Source organism: Curtobacterium sp. MCBD17_008 (assembly GCF_003234475.1).
Classification (GTDB): domain Bacteria; phylum Actinomycetota; class Actinomycetes; order Actinomycetales; family Microbacteriaceae; genus Curtobacterium.
Window position 1 is genome coordinate 1 of the sequence record NZ_QKTK01000013.1, and the last position, 14,155, is coordinate 14,155.

14 protein-coding genes are annotated in these 14,155 nt (G+C 71.9%); 8 read left to right on the forward strand and 6 right to left on the reverse strand.

The window, feature by feature from the left end:
• The first annotated feature begins 56 nt into the window (after nt 1–56).
• Together DEI95_RS12290 and DEI95_RS12295 are read left to right on the forward strand one after the other, a co-directional pair.
• On the forward strand, nt 57–1,247 hold the full coding sequence (locus DEI95_RS12290; RefSeq protein ID WP_258367610.1) for a HupE/UreJ family protein: 1,191 nt from the start codon (nt 57–59) through the stop codon (nt 1,245–1,247).
• Nucleotides 1,248–1,362: 115 nt separating this feature from the next.
• Complete coding sequence (locus DEI95_RS12295) at nt 1,363–3,495, forward strand: Ig-like domain repeat protein (protein ID WP_111060413.1); 2,133 nt, start codon at nt 1,363–1,365, stop codon at nt 3,493–3,495.
• Between the two features lie 99 nt (nt 3,496–3,594).
• Here the strand turns inward: DEI95_RS12295 and DEI95_RS12300 are convergent, their stop codons facing one another.
• The 3 genes from DEI95_RS12300 to DEI95_RS12310 all read right to left on the reverse strand — a co-directional run bounded on the left by DEI95_RS12300 (nt 3,595) and on the right by DEI95_RS12310 (nt 6,731).
• Nucleotides 3,595–4,452, reverse strand: a complete 858-nt coding sequence (locus DEI95_RS12300) for a glycoside hydrolase family 16 protein (RefSeq protein WP_111060414.1) — start codon at nt 4,450–4,452, stop codon at nt 3,595–3,597.
• A gap of 185 nt (nt 4,453–4,637) precedes the next feature.
• The gene (locus DEI95_RS12305) at nt 4,638–6,179 is read right to left on the reverse strand and encodes an MFS transporter (RefSeq protein WP_111060415.1); all 1,542 of its coding nucleotides are present in this window, start codon (nt 6,177–6,179) and stop codon (nt 4,638–4,640) included.
• Nucleotides 6,180–6,443: 264 nt separating this feature from the next.
• Nucleotides 6,444–6,731, reverse strand: coding sequence for a helix-turn-helix domain-containing protein (locus tag DEI95_RS12310; RefSeq protein ID WP_111060416.1), 288 nt, complete (start codon nt 6,729–6,731; stop codon nt 6,444–6,446).
• Nucleotides 6,732–6,780: 49 nt separating this feature from the next.
• Between DEI95_RS12310 and map the strand changes: the two genes are divergently transcribed.
• The 6 genes from map to DEI95_RS12340 all read left to right on the forward strand — a co-directional run bounded on the left by map (nt 6,781) and on the right by DEI95_RS12340 (nt 11,208).
• Nucleotides 6,781–7,566, forward strand: coding sequence for a type I methionyl aminopeptidase (gene map, locus DEI95_RS12315; RefSeq protein WP_111060417.1), 786 nt, complete (start codon nt 6,781–6,783; stop codon nt 7,564–7,566).
• Between the two features lie 82 nt (nt 7,567–7,648).
• On the forward strand, nt 7,649–8,380 hold the full coding sequence (locus tag DEI95_RS12320) for a hypothetical protein (protein ID WP_111060418.1): 732 nt from the start codon (nt 7,649–7,651) through the stop codon (nt 8,378–8,380).
• A 90-nt stretch (nt 8,381–8,470) separates the two neighbouring features.
• Entirely contained in the window at nt 8,471–9,244 is a 774-nt protein-coding gene (locus DEI95_RS12325) for a LamB/YcsF family protein (protein ID WP_111060419.1), read from the forward strand.
• Nucleotides 9,241–9,873 carry an allophanate hydrolase subunit 1 gene (locus DEI95_RS12330; RefSeq protein WP_111060420.1) on the forward strand — a complete coding sequence of 211 codons (633 nt, stop codon included), beginning with the start codon at nt 9,241–9,243 and terminating at the stop codon, nt 9,871–9,873. Before DEI95_RS12325 ends, DEI95_RS12330 begins: the two co-directional genes overlap by 4 nt.
• A 32-nt stretch (nt 9,874–9,905) precedes the next feature.
• Complete coding sequence (locus DEI95_RS12335; RefSeq protein WP_258367599.1) at nt 9,906–10,811, forward strand: biotin-dependent carboxyltransferase family protein; 906 nt, start codon at nt 9,906–9,908, stop codon at nt 10,809–10,811.
• A 91-nt stretch (nt 10,812–10,902) separates the two neighbouring features.
• The gene (locus tag DEI95_RS12340) at nt 10,903–11,208 is read left to right on the forward strand and encodes a putative quinol monooxygenase (RefSeq protein ID WP_111060421.1); all 306 of its coding nucleotides are present in this window, start codon (nt 10,903–10,905) and stop codon (nt 11,206–11,208) included.
• A gap of 22 nt (nt 11,209–11,230) precedes the next feature.
• On the opposite strand, the gene DEI95_RS12345 is transcribed toward DEI95_RS12340, so the two are convergent.
• Genes DEI95_RS12345 through DEI95_RS12355 form a run of 3 tightly spaced genes read right to left on the reverse strand, consistent with a single transcriptional unit; the run spans nt 11,231 to nt 14,062 of the window.
• The gene (locus DEI95_RS12345) at nt 11,231–12,310 is read right to left on the reverse strand and encodes a DUF2891 domain-containing protein (RefSeq protein ID WP_258367600.1); all 1,080 of its coding nucleotides are present in this window, start codon (nt 12,308–12,310) and stop codon (nt 11,231–11,233) included.
• The gene (locus tag DEI95_RS12350) at nt 12,297–13,367 is read right to left on the reverse strand and encodes a DUF979 domain-containing protein (RefSeq protein WP_110825883.1); all 1,071 of its coding nucleotides are present in this window, start codon (nt 13,365–13,367) and stop codon (nt 12,297–12,299) included. The genes DEI95_RS12345 and DEI95_RS12350 overlap by 14 nt, the downstream gene beginning before the upstream one ends.
• Nucleotides 13,364–14,062, reverse strand: coding sequence for a DUF969 domain-containing protein (locus DEI95_RS12355; protein ID WP_110825882.1), 699 nt, complete (start codon nt 14,060–14,062; stop codon nt 13,364–13,366). The genes DEI95_RS12350 and DEI95_RS12355 overlap by 4 nt, the downstream gene beginning before the upstream one ends.
• Between the last annotated feature and the right edge of the window lie 93 nt (nt 14,063–14,155).

Below are 14,155 nucleotides of genomic sequence, written 5' to 3' on the forward strand. Positions count from 1 at the left end.
CCCCCGGCGGGCTGTCCCTCCTCCCCCCGCCCGTCACGCGGATCGTCGCAGCCCTCGTGCTGTTCGGCACGGTCGTCCTGAGCCTGCTCGGCGGAGCGTCGGCTGCGAGCGCGCACGGCTTCAGCTCCGTCGTCTACGCGGACGTCAGCGGTGACGGTGCCGACACGGTCCGCGCCGGACTCGGGCTCGAGTACGACCTCATGCTCGTGTCCGTCGGCACGAGCGAGGACGACGACGCGCTCTACCGCCAGGGTCAGGCGGCCTGGGACGACGGTGACGACGCCGGGATGGTGCGAGCCGCCGAGGCGCACCTCGACTCGATCGGCCGGTACGTGTTCGACCGCTTCGCGGTGACGTCCGGTGGGCACGAGTGCACCGGCACGCTCGACGACTCGGTCCGTGTCGAGATGCGCGACGAGGTCCCGTACGCGATGCTCACGGCGGACTTCGCGTGCCCGGAGCCCGGACACACCGCGTCCGGCCACGTGGTGCGCTCGGAGCTGTTCCCGGACAGCGAGACGTTCGTGCAGGACACCAAGACGATCGTCACGTACGACGTCGACGACCAGGAGGGCACCGCGACGCTCGACGCCGACGAGCCGTCGTTCTCCACGGAGCAGTCCGCGGGCGCACGGTTCTGGGAGTTCTTCACCCTCGGCGCCGAGCACCTGCTGACCGGGATCGACCACATCCTGTTCCTCATCGCGCTCATCGCCGGCTCCCGACGGCTGCGCGAGGTCGTCTACACGGCGTCGGCGTTCACCATCGCGCACTCGATCACGTTCATCCTCGCCGCGCTCGGCGTCGTGAGTCCGCCGTCGATCGTCGTCGAACCGCTCATCGCGCTGTCGATCGCGGCGGTCGCCGGGTGGCACCTCTGGCGGCTGTTCCAGCGCCGGTCGCGCGCCGACGAGCTGGTCGTGGCCGACCACGGCCGGTTCGCCCTGGACCGGTCGGGGTGGTCGCGTCTCGCCGTGGTCTTCGCGTTCGGGCTCATCCACGGGCTCGGGTTCGCCGGCGCCCTCGGCATCCAGGAGGCGTTCTCGTGGCAGCTGCTCGTGTCGCTCTTCGTCTTCAACGTCGGCATCGAGGCGGTCCAGCTCGCGATCATCGTCATCGTGTTCCCGCCGCTGTCCCTGCTGCGGCGGAAGGCGCACATCGCGTCGCTCTGGGTGACCGGTGCCGTGACGGCAGGCGTGTTCGTGATGGGGATGGTCTGGTTCGTCCAGCGGCTCGTCGAGGGCTGATCTCCTACCGCTTCAGAGCTGTGAGACGGATGGTCACACAGCGTTTACTCACCATCCACCAGGGCGATGCAGAGTCTCTCTGCTGCACCATCCCTTCCCTCGAGAACGGACCCACATGAGTCTCCTGTCCGGCGCCCCTTCCCGGCGCAGAACCACCACCATCCGCTTCGGCGGGGCCGTCATCGGCGCGGCGCTCATCGCCGGCGCCTGCCTCGTCGGCGCCAACCCGGCGACCGCGGCCACGAACACCCCGACGAGCAACGTCTCGTCCGGCGGCCCGCTCCACATCCTGCTCGGCGTCGGTGCCACCGAGAGCCAGCGCATCGCCTCGTGGTACTTCCCCGCGAACGTCGCCCAGTCGCTCGAGATCCAGAAGACCGACAGCATGACCGGCGGTGTCTTCACCGACGCGAAGAAGACGATCGACGCGTCGGAGGCCGCCAACACGGCAGCCGACACGAGCACGACCGACCGGTCGACCCGCTCGATCCCGGGCATCACCGCCGAGGCCGGCTACATCAACGCCCACGCGACGATCTCGGACCTCGAGCCGAACACCACGTACACCTACCACGTGGGTGCCGCGGACGGGTCGGCCTGGTCCGCCCCGTACACGTTCACGACGAAGAGCTTCAGCGGCGACTTCGACTTCCTGTTCTTCGGTGACCCGCAGATCGGTTCGTCGGGCTTCGTCGACGACGACGGTGCCGGCTGGGCCGACACACTCAAGTACGCGACCACCAAGGAGAAGGACGCCGAGCTCCTCGTCTCCGGTGGCGACCAGGTCGAGAACGCCAACAACGAGTACCAGTGGGGTGCGTTCGCCGACAGCAGCGACGTCCTCAAGCGCTACCCGTGGGCCTCGACCATCGGCAACCACGACGTCGGCGGCAAGGCGTACGAGCAGCACAACCAGCTGCCGAACTCCCTCCGCGTGCCGGACTTCTACCCGGGTGGCAACTCCACCGCGAACTCGGGTGGTGACTACTGGTACATGTACAAGGGCGTCCTGTTCATCGACATCAACTCGAACGCCTACGCCGCCGGTTCCGACGCGGCGCACGTGAACTACATCCGCGACGTCATCACGCGCCACGGCGACGACGCGAAGTGGACCGCGCTGGTCTACCACCACTCGATCTACTCGCCGGCGGACCACGCGAACGACCGTGACAACCAGCAGCGCCGCTTCGACTTCACCCGCGCCTTCTCGGACATGGGTGTCGATGTCGTCCTGCAGGGCCACGACCACTCCTACTCGCGCAGCTACGCGATCAAGAACGGCAAGAAGGCCAACCCGGACGAGCAGCCGGGTGCCGAGGACGTCTTCGCCGGTCCCGGTGGCGTCATCTACCTCACCGCCAACTCCGCATCGGGCTCGAAGTACTACGACCTGACCACCCCGGACGCGACCCAGGGTGGCTACGGCGCCGACCCGCTCGACCCGACCGGTCAGCGTCACTTCGCCAACTCGGTGGAGAACCAGGAGCACGTCCGCACGTACGTCAAGGTCTCGGTCACGGACGACAACCTCGCCGTCACGAATGTCCGGGCGGGCGACTGCACCACGCTCAACTCGGCCGTCCAGCACGGGAACGTGGACAGCTGCGGCGTGACCCTCAAGCCGACCGCGTCGGCTGACCCGGCGCCGATCGGCTCCACGGTCGACGACTTCACGCTCCACGCGGCCCTGCCGGCGACCACCACCACGCTCGAGGCTTCTGCTGCTACCCAGAAGTACGCGACCGCCACCCCGGTGACGATCACGGCGACGGTCGGCGGCGGCATCGGCGAGCAGTCCGGCACGGTCACGTTCTCGGACGGCGACACGGTGCTCGGCACCGACACGGTCGCGAAGGGCACGGCCAGCATCACGCTGCCGAGCAAGTTCGCGATGGGCAAGCACGAGATCACCGCGTCCTTCGCCAGCAGCTCGGACTGGGCCGGCGCGGACTCGTCGACCACGAGCAGCACCGTCGTCACCGTCACGAAGGCGACGTCCACCACGGGCATCTCCTACAGCGGCGGCAAGACGACCGTCACCGTCAAGGTCCCCGGCGTGACGGTCAACGGCACCGCGAAGGTCTACGAGGGCTCGAAGAAGCTCAAGACCGTCTCGATCGTCAACGGCAAGGCGACCACCACCTTCCCGCTGGCGAAGGGCACGCACAAGCTGCACGCCGTGTTCTCGCCCACCTCGATGATCAACACGAGCACCAGCCCGACCATCTCGGTCCGGGTGAAGTAAGACCAGCGACTCAGGACCGGCCCCGTGGCGTCTGCCACGGGGCCGGTCTCGTTCGTGCTGGGGGTCGGTGCTGGTGAGTCGTGCCGGCGGATCGGGGACTCAGGCGTTCTGCCAGACCCGGATCCAGTCGACGAGCATCTGCTGCGGGAACGGGGTCGTCGCGTCCGGCGCACCCGGCCATCCGCCGCCGACCGCGACGTTGAGGACCACGAAGAACGGCTTGTCGAACACCCACGGGTCCCCGTTCGTGTCCGCGGGCGTGATCGTCCGGTAGGTCGCACCGTCGACGGACCAGCTGATCGAGCCCGGTCGCCAGTCCACCGCGTAGACGTGGAAGGCGTCCGCGAAGGCACCGCTCGGCAGCGTCGCCGCCGTACCGATGCCCTCGGCCCCGGAGTACCCGGGTCCGTGCACGGTGCCGTGGATCGTCCCGGGCTCGCGTCCGATGTTCTCCATGACGTCGATCTCGCCGCACGCCGGCCACCCAACCTGCGGCAGGTCGGCTCCGAGCATCCAGAACGCGGGCCAGATGCCCTGCCCACGCGGGATCTTGATGCGGGCCTCGACCCGGCCGTACTGCACGGAGTACGTGCCCTGCGTCGTCAGGCGGGCGGACGTGTACGAGCCGTCGGCCTCGCGCCGCGCGGTGATCGCGAGGTTGCCGTTGCCGTCGAGCGCCGAGTTCCGCCGCGAGTCGGTGTAGACCTCGAGTTCCCCGTTGCCCCAGCCGCCGCCACCCAGGTCGTGGCGCCAGATGCCCGGGTTCGGGGCGCTGCCGGCCGGTCCGTCGAACTCGTCGGCGGCGAGGAGCATCGGCGCCGTGGCCGCTCGGGCGACCTCCGGCCGCAGTGTCGCGACGCCCGTCAGGCCGACCGCTGCGGCGGCGCCCAGGCCGAGCGTGAGCAGGCGGCGGCGGTCGATCGCGCCGTCGGCGCGGGACTGGTCGTCCTTCGTCATGGGTCCTCCGGCACGGTGTGCTGTCATCGGGCAGAGGAACAGTAGACGACACGTTCCGCCGGAACACCATGCCCCCGTCCGGGTCCCCCGCGCTGCGCGGCCAGACGGCGCGGTGACCGCAGGACGGACGGGAGGCCCGTGGCGGGTCGCGCCACGGGCCTCCCGGACGGCTCGGGGTGCGCCGATCAGGCGTGTCCGGCGGTGGCCTCGGCCGTCTCCTCGAGCACCGCGGCCGGTGCGGACGTGCCACCGGACCGGACGAAGACGGCGGCGAGGACCGCCACGACGACCGCGACCACACCGGCGACGACGAAGGCGGTGTGCATGCCCCCGAGGAACGCATCGCGGGCGGCCGCCGACGCTGCCGGACCGAGCCCGGTGGGCACGATGCCCTGGGCGAGCCCCTGCCGGTCAGCGCTCGCGAGTCCGAGCCCGGCGGTGCCCGAGAGCACCCCGGCGCTGACCACGGCGGAGAGCACCGAGGTGCCGAGCGCACCGCCGAGCTGCAGCGCGGTGGCCTGGAACCCGCCGGCGACCCCGGCGAGCTGCACCGGGGCGCTGCCGACGACGGCCTCGGCACCGGCCGTCATCGTGAAGCCAGCCCCGAGGGCGAAGACGACGAACGGGACCGCCATCCCGACGTACGCGGAGTCCTGCGTGGTGCCGGTCAGGGCGAACAGCGCGACCCCGACCATGAGCAGACCGATGGTGAGCGTCCGGCGGATGCCGAGCCGCCCCACGAGTGCCGCGCCGATCGGTGACGCGATGACCGAGACGCCGCTCAGCGGGAGCTGCATGAGCCCCGCCTGCAGACCGGTCACCCCGCGCAGGTTGAGCATGTACAGGGACAGGAAGAACGTCACGCCGAGCATCGCGAAGAAGTTCGCGCCGACGGCCAGGCCACCGATCGAGAGCGTCGACGACCGGAACAGTGACATCGGCAGCAGCGGGTCGGTCACGCGCAGCTCGACCAGCACGAAGACCACGAGCAGCGCGGCGCCACCGAGCAGCACCCCGAGCGTGAGCGGGCTCCCCCACCCCCACGACTCGGACTGGACGACGGCCAGCACGATGCCGAACAGACCGAGCGCGAGCAGCACCACGCCGGGCACGTCGAAGCGTCCGCGGTGGGGAGCGGTGGACTCCCGCAGGACGAACCCGCCGAACACCAGGCCGACCAGGGCGATCGGGGCGTTCACGAAGAAGACGGACTCCCAGCCGAGTGCGGCGACGAGCACGCCGGCGACGATCGGACCGGCCGCGATGGCCACCGAGGACGCACCGCCCCAGACACCGACGGCGACGCCGAACCGCTCCTTCGGGAAGGTCGCCCGCAGCAGCGCGAGGGTCTGCGGCATGAGCAGCGCGGCGCTGAGCCCCTGCACGGCACGGAAGACGATCACGCCCGTGGCGGTCCCCACGATGCCGATCGCGACCGAGGCCAGCGCGAACGCGACGACCCCGATCAGGTACATGCGGCGGCGGCCGAACCGGTCCCCGAGCTTGCCGCCGAGGATGAGGAACACGGCCAGGGCGAGCAGGTAGGCGTTCGTGATCCACTGCAGCTGGGTGAAGGTGGTGCCGAGGTCGGCGGCGATCGCGGGGTTCGCGATCGACACGACGGTGGCGTCGAGGCCGACCATGAACAGGCCGAAGCAGACGGCGACGAGGGTGGCGATCGGGTTGCCGCGCAGGGTGCGGCGGGATCCGGGCATGGCTGTGCCCATGAGGGCTCCTTCGGACGACACGGACCGTGCTCCGGCGGTGGGACCGCACGACGAGAGGCACGAGGGGTGCGAACCGAAGGACGCGGGGTGGCACCGACAGGGAGCGGTACACGAGCCGACCGTCGTTCTCGCGTGACGGGCAGCCCCCTTGGTTCTGGCACGACGACGGTAGCAGACGAGCACCGCGCCGCACGAACGGCCGCACGCCGCTGGACGCAGGGCGCTGTGCTCAGGGCGCTGTGCTCAGGGCTCTGTGCTCAGGGCTCAGGGCGCGAGTGCCGCTCCGACCGCGGAGGGCTCGGGCTCGCGCTGCGCACACACCTCGGCCCACACGGTGTCGAGGGACAGGCCGAGCACGCCGGCGAGCGCCGCCACGGTCGGGAAGGACGGCGTCGCGATCCGTCCGGTCTCGACCTTCCGCAGCGTCTCCGGCGAGACACCGGCCTCGAGCGCGACCTCGAGCATCGACCGGGTGCCACGTGCGGACCGGAGCACGGCACCGAGGCGCCGCCCGCGTTCGAGGTCGACCGGGGAGAGCGGGAGACGGACCATGCACCTACAGTAATACCGGTATGACAATCGGAACAGAAACGGCACCCGCATGATCGAGATCCTCACCCCGGCCGAGCTCCCCCGGGCCCGCGCCGCCGGCGCCCTGGTGGCCGACATCCTGCAGACGCTGCGGAGCCGCACCACGGTCGGCACGAACCTGCTCGACCTCGACCGGTGGGCGGCCGAGATGATCACCGCCGCCGGGGCCACGTCGTGCTACGTCGACTACGCCCCGTCGTTCGGGCGCGGCCCCTTCGGTCACCACATCTGCACCGCCGTGAACGACGCTGTCCTGCACGGTCTGCCGCACGACCGCGCCCTGGCCGACGGGGACCTGCTGACGCTCGACCTCGCCGTCGTGCACCAGGGCTACGCGGCCGACTCCGCGATCAGCTTCGTCGTCGGGACGAGCCGTCCGGAGGAAAGCGTCGCGCTCATCGAGACCACCGAGCGGGCCCTGGCCGCCGGGATCGCGGCCGCCCGCCCGGGGGCACGGCTCGGGGACCTGTCACACGCGATCGGATCCGTCCTCACCGAGGCCGGCTACCCGATCAACCTCGACTTCGGCGGGCACGGCATCGGCTCGACCATGCACCAGGACCCGCACGTGGCGAACGACGGCCGGCCGGGCCGCGGGTACACGCTGCGTCCGGGCCTCCTCCTCGCACTCGAGCCGTGGGTGATGGTCGACACCGACGAGCTCCTCACCGACGCCGACGGGTGGACGCTCCGCAGCGCGACCGGCTGCCGGACCGCCCACAGCGAGCACACCATCGCGATCACCGAGGACGGGGCCGAGGTCCTCACCCTGCCCTCCGGCCCGGTCGCCGGGTAGCCCGGTCGCCGGACAGCCCGGTCGCCGGATAACCTCGACGCGTCGGGCGGTCGAGGGGGCCGTCGACACGAGGGGGACACCGATGCGCACCACCACCATTCCCGTCGCCGCGGCCGCAGCCGTCCTGGCACTGACCCTGGCGGGCTGCTCCGGCGGCGGGGACGACACCACCGGCGGTGCGGGAGCCCGGACACCGGCGCCCGCCACGAGCGCCCCGGTGACGAGCGCGGCGCCCACGCCGTCGGCGTCGTCGACGGGCGGTCGCGCGTCCGCCCACACCGAGGCCGAGCTGACCGGCGTGTTCCAGCGCATCCAGTTCAGACCCGCCGAGTTCACCACGACGGACGCGATGCTCGACTCCGTCTACCCGGGCCTGACGGTCTCCGATGCCAGCTGCCTCGCCCCGTTCGGCGTCGGGTGGGACACCTCGGACGACGCCGGGGCCGTGGTGTTCGGCACGAGCAACGACCGGTCGATGACCGCCGTCGTCGCCAGCACCGGGGAGACCGCTGCCGCGACGGACCTGGTCGAGGACGCTCGCAGTGCTCTGACCCGGTGCGCGGACGGCTCGGCGTTGTTCTCGATGCAGGGCAAGCCGATCGAGACCACCGTCGAGACAATGGAGCCGTCCCTGACCGGTACCGACGAGGCGATCGGCTGGCGCGTGCGCGGCACCGTCGGCGGCAACGCGTTCACGCTCGTCGGCCACACCGCCAGGGTCGGCGGTGACGTCGTCGCGCTGGTCGGGTGGGACCCGACGTCGAACACGACGAACGTCCCGCTCGCGACGCAGATGTTCGTCGACGCGCTGTAGCCGGGTCGGCGCATCGCCGCCGGGGATCCCGACGGTGACACGGCCGGCGGCGGGCGCTACATTGTTGAACAATCCCGACAGGAGGTCCGCGTGCCCACGATCGACCTGAACAGCGACCTCGGCGAGGGCTTCGGCGCCTGGACCGCGGGCGACGACGACGCGATGCTCGACGTGGTGTCCAGCGCGAACATCGCCTGCGGGGCCCACGCCGGCGACCCGACGATCATGCTCGACACGTGCCGGGCCGCCGCCGAGCGCGGGGTGGCCGTCGGAGCACACGTGGCGTACCGGGACCTGCTCGGCTTCGGCCGCCGCCCCGTCTCGGTCACCCCGGACGAGCTGTACGCCGAGGTCGTGCACCAGCTCGGCGCGCTCATCATGGCCGCCCGGGTCGCCGGGACCGCCGTCACGTACGTCAAGCCGCACGGCGCGCTGTACAACACCGCCTGCGCCGACCCGGTGCAGGCCGAGACGGTCGTCCGCGCGGTCGCCGACGTCGACCCGTCCCTGTCGGTCCTCGCCCTCCCCGGCTCGGAGCTGGTGCTCGCCGCAGAACGCCACGGGCTCCGCGCGGTGCGCGAGGCCTTCGCCGACCGCGCCTACGAGCCGGACGGGTCGCTCGTGTCCCGCAGCCGCCCGGGGTCGGTGCTGCACGACCCGGACGAGGTCGCCGCCCGCGTGCTCCGCATGGTCACCGAGGGGGTCGCGACCGCGGTCGACGGCTCCGAGGTCCGCGTGGCGGCGGACTCCATCTGCGTGCACGGTGACTCCCCCGACGCCGTCGCGATGGCGCGGGCGATCCGGACGCTCCTGACGGAGCAGGGCGTCGGCATCACGGCGTTCTCGACCGCCGCCGCGGCATGACGCCCGACGTCCGGGTCGCCGGGGCGACGGCGCTGCTGGCGACGTTCGACACCCTCACCGACGTCGTGGCGTTCCGCGCCGGCCTCACCGCGGCCGCGCTGCCCGGGGTCACCGAAGTGGTCTCCGGTGCGCGGACCCTCCTCCTCCGTTTCGACCCGACCGCCACCGACGCGGGACGACTCCGCGCGCTCCTGTCGGACGTCGAGCCGGTGCGCTCCTCGGACGACCGCGCGGACCGCGACCCGGTCGTGGTCCCGGTCACCTACGACGGCGCCGACCTCGACGCCGTCGGCGCGCTCACCGGCATGACCCGCGGGGAACTCGTCGCCTGGCACACCGGGCAGGTCTGGACGAGTGCCTTCTGCGGCTTCGCCCCCGGCTTCAGCTACCTGACCGGCACCGCACCGTCGCTCGACCTGCCCCGCCGCGACACCTCGCGCACCGCCGTCCCGAGCGGCGCCGTCGCCCTGGCCGGCGAGTTCAGCGCCGTCTACCCGCGGACCTCCCCCGGCGGCTGGCAGCTCATCGGCCGGACCGAGGTGCCGATGTGGTCGCTCGACCGCACCCCGCCGGCGCTCGCACCGGCCGGCGTCCGGTTGCGGTTCGTCGACGCGGCGGCACGGTCGTGAGTGCCCTGACCGTCGTACAGGTCGGTTACGGCGTGACGACACAGGACCTCGGCCGTCCCGGACTGAGCGACATGGGGCTGGGTGCGGCCGGCCCCGCGGACCGGGGGTCGGCCGCACTGGCGAACCGGATGGTGGGCAACCGTCCGCACGCTGCCGTCCTGGAGGCCCTCCTCGGCTCCGTCGCGCTCCGCACCGACGCGCACGTGGTCGCCGCCGTCACCGGGGCACCGTGTCCGGTGTCGATCGAACGCGCGGACGGACGAGTGCGCGGTGCGGCCGCCTACGAGGTGCTCCTCCTCGAGCCCGGCGACACCCTGCGGGTCGGGCTGCCGGAGGACCGACTCCGCGCGTACGTCGCCGTCCGCGGAGGCATCGCGGTCGAGCCGGTGCTCGGCAGTCGGTCGTGGGACTCACTCGCGCAGCTCGGTCCCGCACCGCTGTCGGCCGGGGACGTCCTGCCGGTCGGGCCCGCCGTGCGCGGTGCCACGGCGACCACGGACGGTACGGCGACGGCCGGGGACGGGCTCGGCGTCGGCCCCTGGCCGGTGGTCGACGCGGTGCCGCCGCCGCTCCTGCCCCGGCCCGGCGACCCCGTGGTGCTCGACGTCGTGCCCGGTCCCCGTGACGACTGGTTCACGCCGGACTGGCGGGCCACCCTGACCGGTCAGGACTTCCACGTCACCCCGGACAGCGACCGGGTCGGGGTCCGCACCACCGCAGACGCCCCCCTCGTGCGTGCGGTCACCCGCGAGCTCCCCAGCGAGGGCGTTCAGACCGGCTCGCTGCAGGTCCCGCCGGCCGGCTTCCCCGTGCTGTTCCTCGCCGACCACCCGGTCACCGGCGGTTACCCGGTCGTGGCGGTCCTGACGCCGGAGTCCGTCGACCGTGCGGCGCAACTCCGCCCCGGTGACACGCTGCGCTTCCGCATCGCCCGCTGACGCAGCGCACCCGGAACAACTCCCCGCCGGTCGTGGTTGCCGTCACGGGGCGCCGTCAGCGGACGGGGTCCGACGACGAAAGGTGCACACCATGACGATGACCGTCTTCCTCGAGGTCCAGATCCGGAACGACGTCGCAGCGGACACGGTCGAGGCCGCGATCCGGGAGACCCTCGCGCAGACCGCAGCCCGGCAGGGCAGCGAGTCGCTCGAGGTCCTGGTCGACGACGAGGACCCGACGCGCATGGTCGTGCTGGAGCGCTGGGCCACCGCCGAGGACCACGACGCCTACGTCGCCTGGCGCGCCACCCCCGAGGGCGCGGCGGAGGCGCTCGGCGCGGTGCTCGCCGCCCCGCCGGTCACGAAGACCTTCGGTCAGACCATCCCGTTGCGCTGACACTCGTCGCGGTGCGGCAGGATCAGCGGGCTGCGTGCTCCCGGGCCTCCATGGCGTCCCACGCGAAGCTCGCCAACCAGTGCGTGGAGTAGTACTCCTCGCCGACGCTCGCGGCGAGCCCCGAGGCGAGCAGCCGATCGGCTGCCCCGTCCAGCAGGGCCGTGAGGTCGGCGTCCTCGGCGTCGGCGGAACGCAGGGCGTCGGCGATGCGCCGTGCCGATCCGGCCCGCGACAGGTCGAGGCCGAAGAGGTGCACCTGCTGTGGGTCGTTCTCGTCGCGGACGGTGGTCGGGGTCAGGATCCCGTCACCGGCGGAGACCTCGGAGAAGAACGCCTGAGCCCAAGTCTCGAACTCGGGCGCCGGCAACACCGAACGCATGAGGTCCGCCTCGGCCAACCCGGCGGACAGGAAGTCGTGCCCGCTGCGCTCCCACGCGAACGGCCATCCGGCGTCGGCCCCGAACCACTCGCGGGCGGTGCGCTCGACCGTGGCGACGAGCTCGGTCCGGCCGAGCGACCGGGCGCCCTCGAGCACGAGCAACAGCCCGAACGCGGAGTTCGAGTGGACGCCGTGCCGGACCGGGTGCGCAGCGCCCTCGACCCAGCGGGTGTCCAGGTCCTCGAGCACCTCGACCACGGGCGCGAAACCCGGCGCGAGTGCGCGGATCGCCGGCACCTCGGAGGCGGCGACCTCGGCGGCGAGCCGCATCAGCCACGCCCAGCCGTAGGGCCGTTCGTAGTGCGGCGTGGCGCGGAGGTACGCGACCTCGGTCGCGAGGTGGTCGGCGGAGAGGTGCGCCTGCAGGACGGACGTGATCCGGGACTCCAGGTCGGCGGGCACGCCGTACGCGACCAGGCGCGTCGCGAGCCAGTGCATGTGCACCGACGAGTGCCAGTCGTACGACGTGGCGAAGGCGGGGTGCAGCTCGACGGGGAGCGCGCGGTCCTCCGGACCCGACGTCGTGTGGTGCGCGGCGTACGGGTACTCACGCGTGGTGTTGTCGAGGGCGACGGCGGCGAAACCGGCGGCCCAGGCGGCGCGGGCCAGGTCCGGTGCCGACGAGGACGACGGCGTACCGTCGGCGGAGTCAGAATGCGACAAGGTACATCACTCCCATGTTGACGACGAGCAGGATCCCGGCGGTCGGGAGCTGCGCCTTGATCGGCCCGTACTTGTCCCGCATCTCGAGCAGGGCGGCGGGCACCAGGTTGAAGTTCGCGGCCATCGGGGTGACCAGGGTCCCGCAGAAGCCGGCGAGCATGCCGATCGCGAAGATCGCGGCGGGGTTGCCGTCGAAGCCCTGCACCAGGACCGGCCAGCCGATCGCGGCGGTCATGATCGGGAACGCCGCGAAGGCGTTGCCCATGATGACGGTGAACAGGGCCATCCCGAGGCAGTAGACGACGACCGCGGCGAACAGGGACCCGTCCGGCAGGACCGCCTTGATGATCGTGCCGACCGCCGTGCCGACGCCGGCCTGGGTGAACACGATGCCGAGTGTCGAGAGCATCTGCGGCAGGAGCGCCGCCCAGCCGATCGCTTGCAGCAGCCGTGCGCCCTCGCGGACCGGGGTGTCGAGCCGCGGCGGACGGAGCACGAACACCGCGACGACCACGGCGAGCACCGAGCCGATGCCGAGCCCGGTCAGGGTGGCGCTCCCCTCGGCCAGGAGCGGCTCCCCTCCGATCCGGACGAGCGGGCCGAGGGTGGCGACGAGGACCGCCACGACCGGGATCACCAGCGCCGGGATGAAGAGCTTGTTCCCGTACCGCTGCGCGAACGCGGCGCGCTCGTCCGGGCTCGTCGTCGCGAGGACGCTCGTGCTCGAGCTCGGGCGGGTGGTGACGGCGGTCGGCTCGGCCGGGCCGGTCGCGGAGCCCACCCCGGCGCCGGGGACACTCGCGACGCGGGTGCGGCTCGTCGTGCCGGTGAAGCCGAGGCCGGCGAGCGCCACCATCACGAGGACGGCGATCCCGAGCACCCAGGCGGGGATCACCCCGGACACGACGAAGGTGCCGGCGAAGAACGACAGCCCGAGGATGCCCCAGAAGGCGGCGTTGCCGAGGCGCTTGGCGTGGGAGCGGTCCGTGACGATGAACACGGAGACGGCGATGAAGAACGCGCCGATGAGCCAGTAGAGCCATTCGCTGGTGATCATGCCGCGACCCCCTCGGTCTGGCGGACGTCGGCCGCCATCTTGTCGAGCTTCCGGTCGAGCAGGAGCAGGCGGATGCCGTGCACGATCAGCGCCGCGATGCCGGTGGGGATCGCCCACAGCGCCAGGTCGATCGGTTCGAGCGCGAGACCGTACGTGGTGTCGACGAAGGTCGTGATGAGCAGGATCGACCCGACCGCGACGAACACGTCCTCGCCGAAGAACACCCCGACGGTGTCGGACGACGCCGAGAAGCCCTTGATCTTCTCGCGCATCCGCTCGTCGATGCGGCCGTACTTCTTGGTCGCCGCGCCCTCCGCCATCGGGTGCACGAGCGGGCGGACGGTCTGCGCCGGCCCGCCGATGCTCGTCAGGCCGACCGCGGCGGTGACCTGCCGGACCGCCAGGTACCCGGCGAGGATGCGGCCCGTCGTGAGCTTGTCGAGCTTCGCGATGAGCCGCTTCGCCTGGTCCTGGAGCCCGTAGCGCTCGATGAGACCGATGACGGGCAGCACGAGCGCGAACGTCGTGACGCTCCGGCTCGACGCGAACCCGTTGCCGAACGCGGTGAGGATGCCGACGGGGTCGATCCCGCCGATGGCTGCCGTGACGATGCCCGCCACGGTGACCACGAGCAGCGCGTTGATGCGCAACGCGAAGCCGATGATCACGACGGCGACGCCGATGAGGACGAACATGCGGGCCAGTCTGGCGTGCATTGTTGAACAATCTCAAGGCCCGGCTGGCATCTGTAACACGCCGGTCACACGGGCGCTCTGCGAGGATCGGGG

Bases quoted from the DNA above. Each gene is read 5' to 3' on its own strand.
- DEI95_RS12340 (WP_111060421.1), top strand. From the start codon at position 10,903: ATGACGATGACCGTCTTCCTCGAGGTCCAGATCCGGAACGACGTCGCA.
- DEI95_RS12300 (WP_111060414.1), bottom strand. From the start codon at position 4,452: ATGACGAAGGACGACCAGTCCCGCGCCGACGGCGCGATCGACCGCCGC.
- DEI95_RS12320 (WP_111060418.1), top strand. From the start codon at position 7,649: ATGCGCACCACCACCATTCCCGTCGCCGCGGCCGCAGCCGTCCTGGCA.
- DEI95_RS12305 (WP_111060415.1), bottom strand. From the start codon at position 6,179: ATGGGCACAGCCATGCCCGGATCCCGCCGCACCCTGCGCGGCAACCCG.
- DEI95_RS12310 (WP_111060416.1), bottom strand. From the start codon at position 6,731: ATGGTCCGTCTCCCGCTCTCCCCGGTCGACCTCGAACGCGGGCGGCGC.
- map (WP_111060417.1), top strand. From the start codon at position 6,781: ATGATCGAGATCCTCACCCCGGCCGAGCTCCCCCGGGCCCGCGCCGCC.
- DEI95_RS12350 (WP_110825883.1), bottom strand. From the start codon at position 13,367: ATGATCACCAGCGAATGGCTCTACTGGCTCATCGGCGCGTTCTTCATC.
- DEI95_RS12295 (WP_111060413.1), top strand. From the start codon at position 1,363: ATGAGTCTCCTGTCCGGCGCCCCTTCCCGGCGCAGAACCACCACCATC.
- DEI95_RS12330 (WP_111060420.1), top strand. From the start codon at position 9,241: ATGACGCCCGACGTCCGGGTCGCCGGGGCGACGGCGCTGCTGGCGACG.
- DEI95_RS12355 (WP_110825882.1), bottom strand. From the start codon at position 14,062: ATGTTCGTCCTCATCGGCGTCGCCGTCGTGATCATCGGCTTCGCGTTG.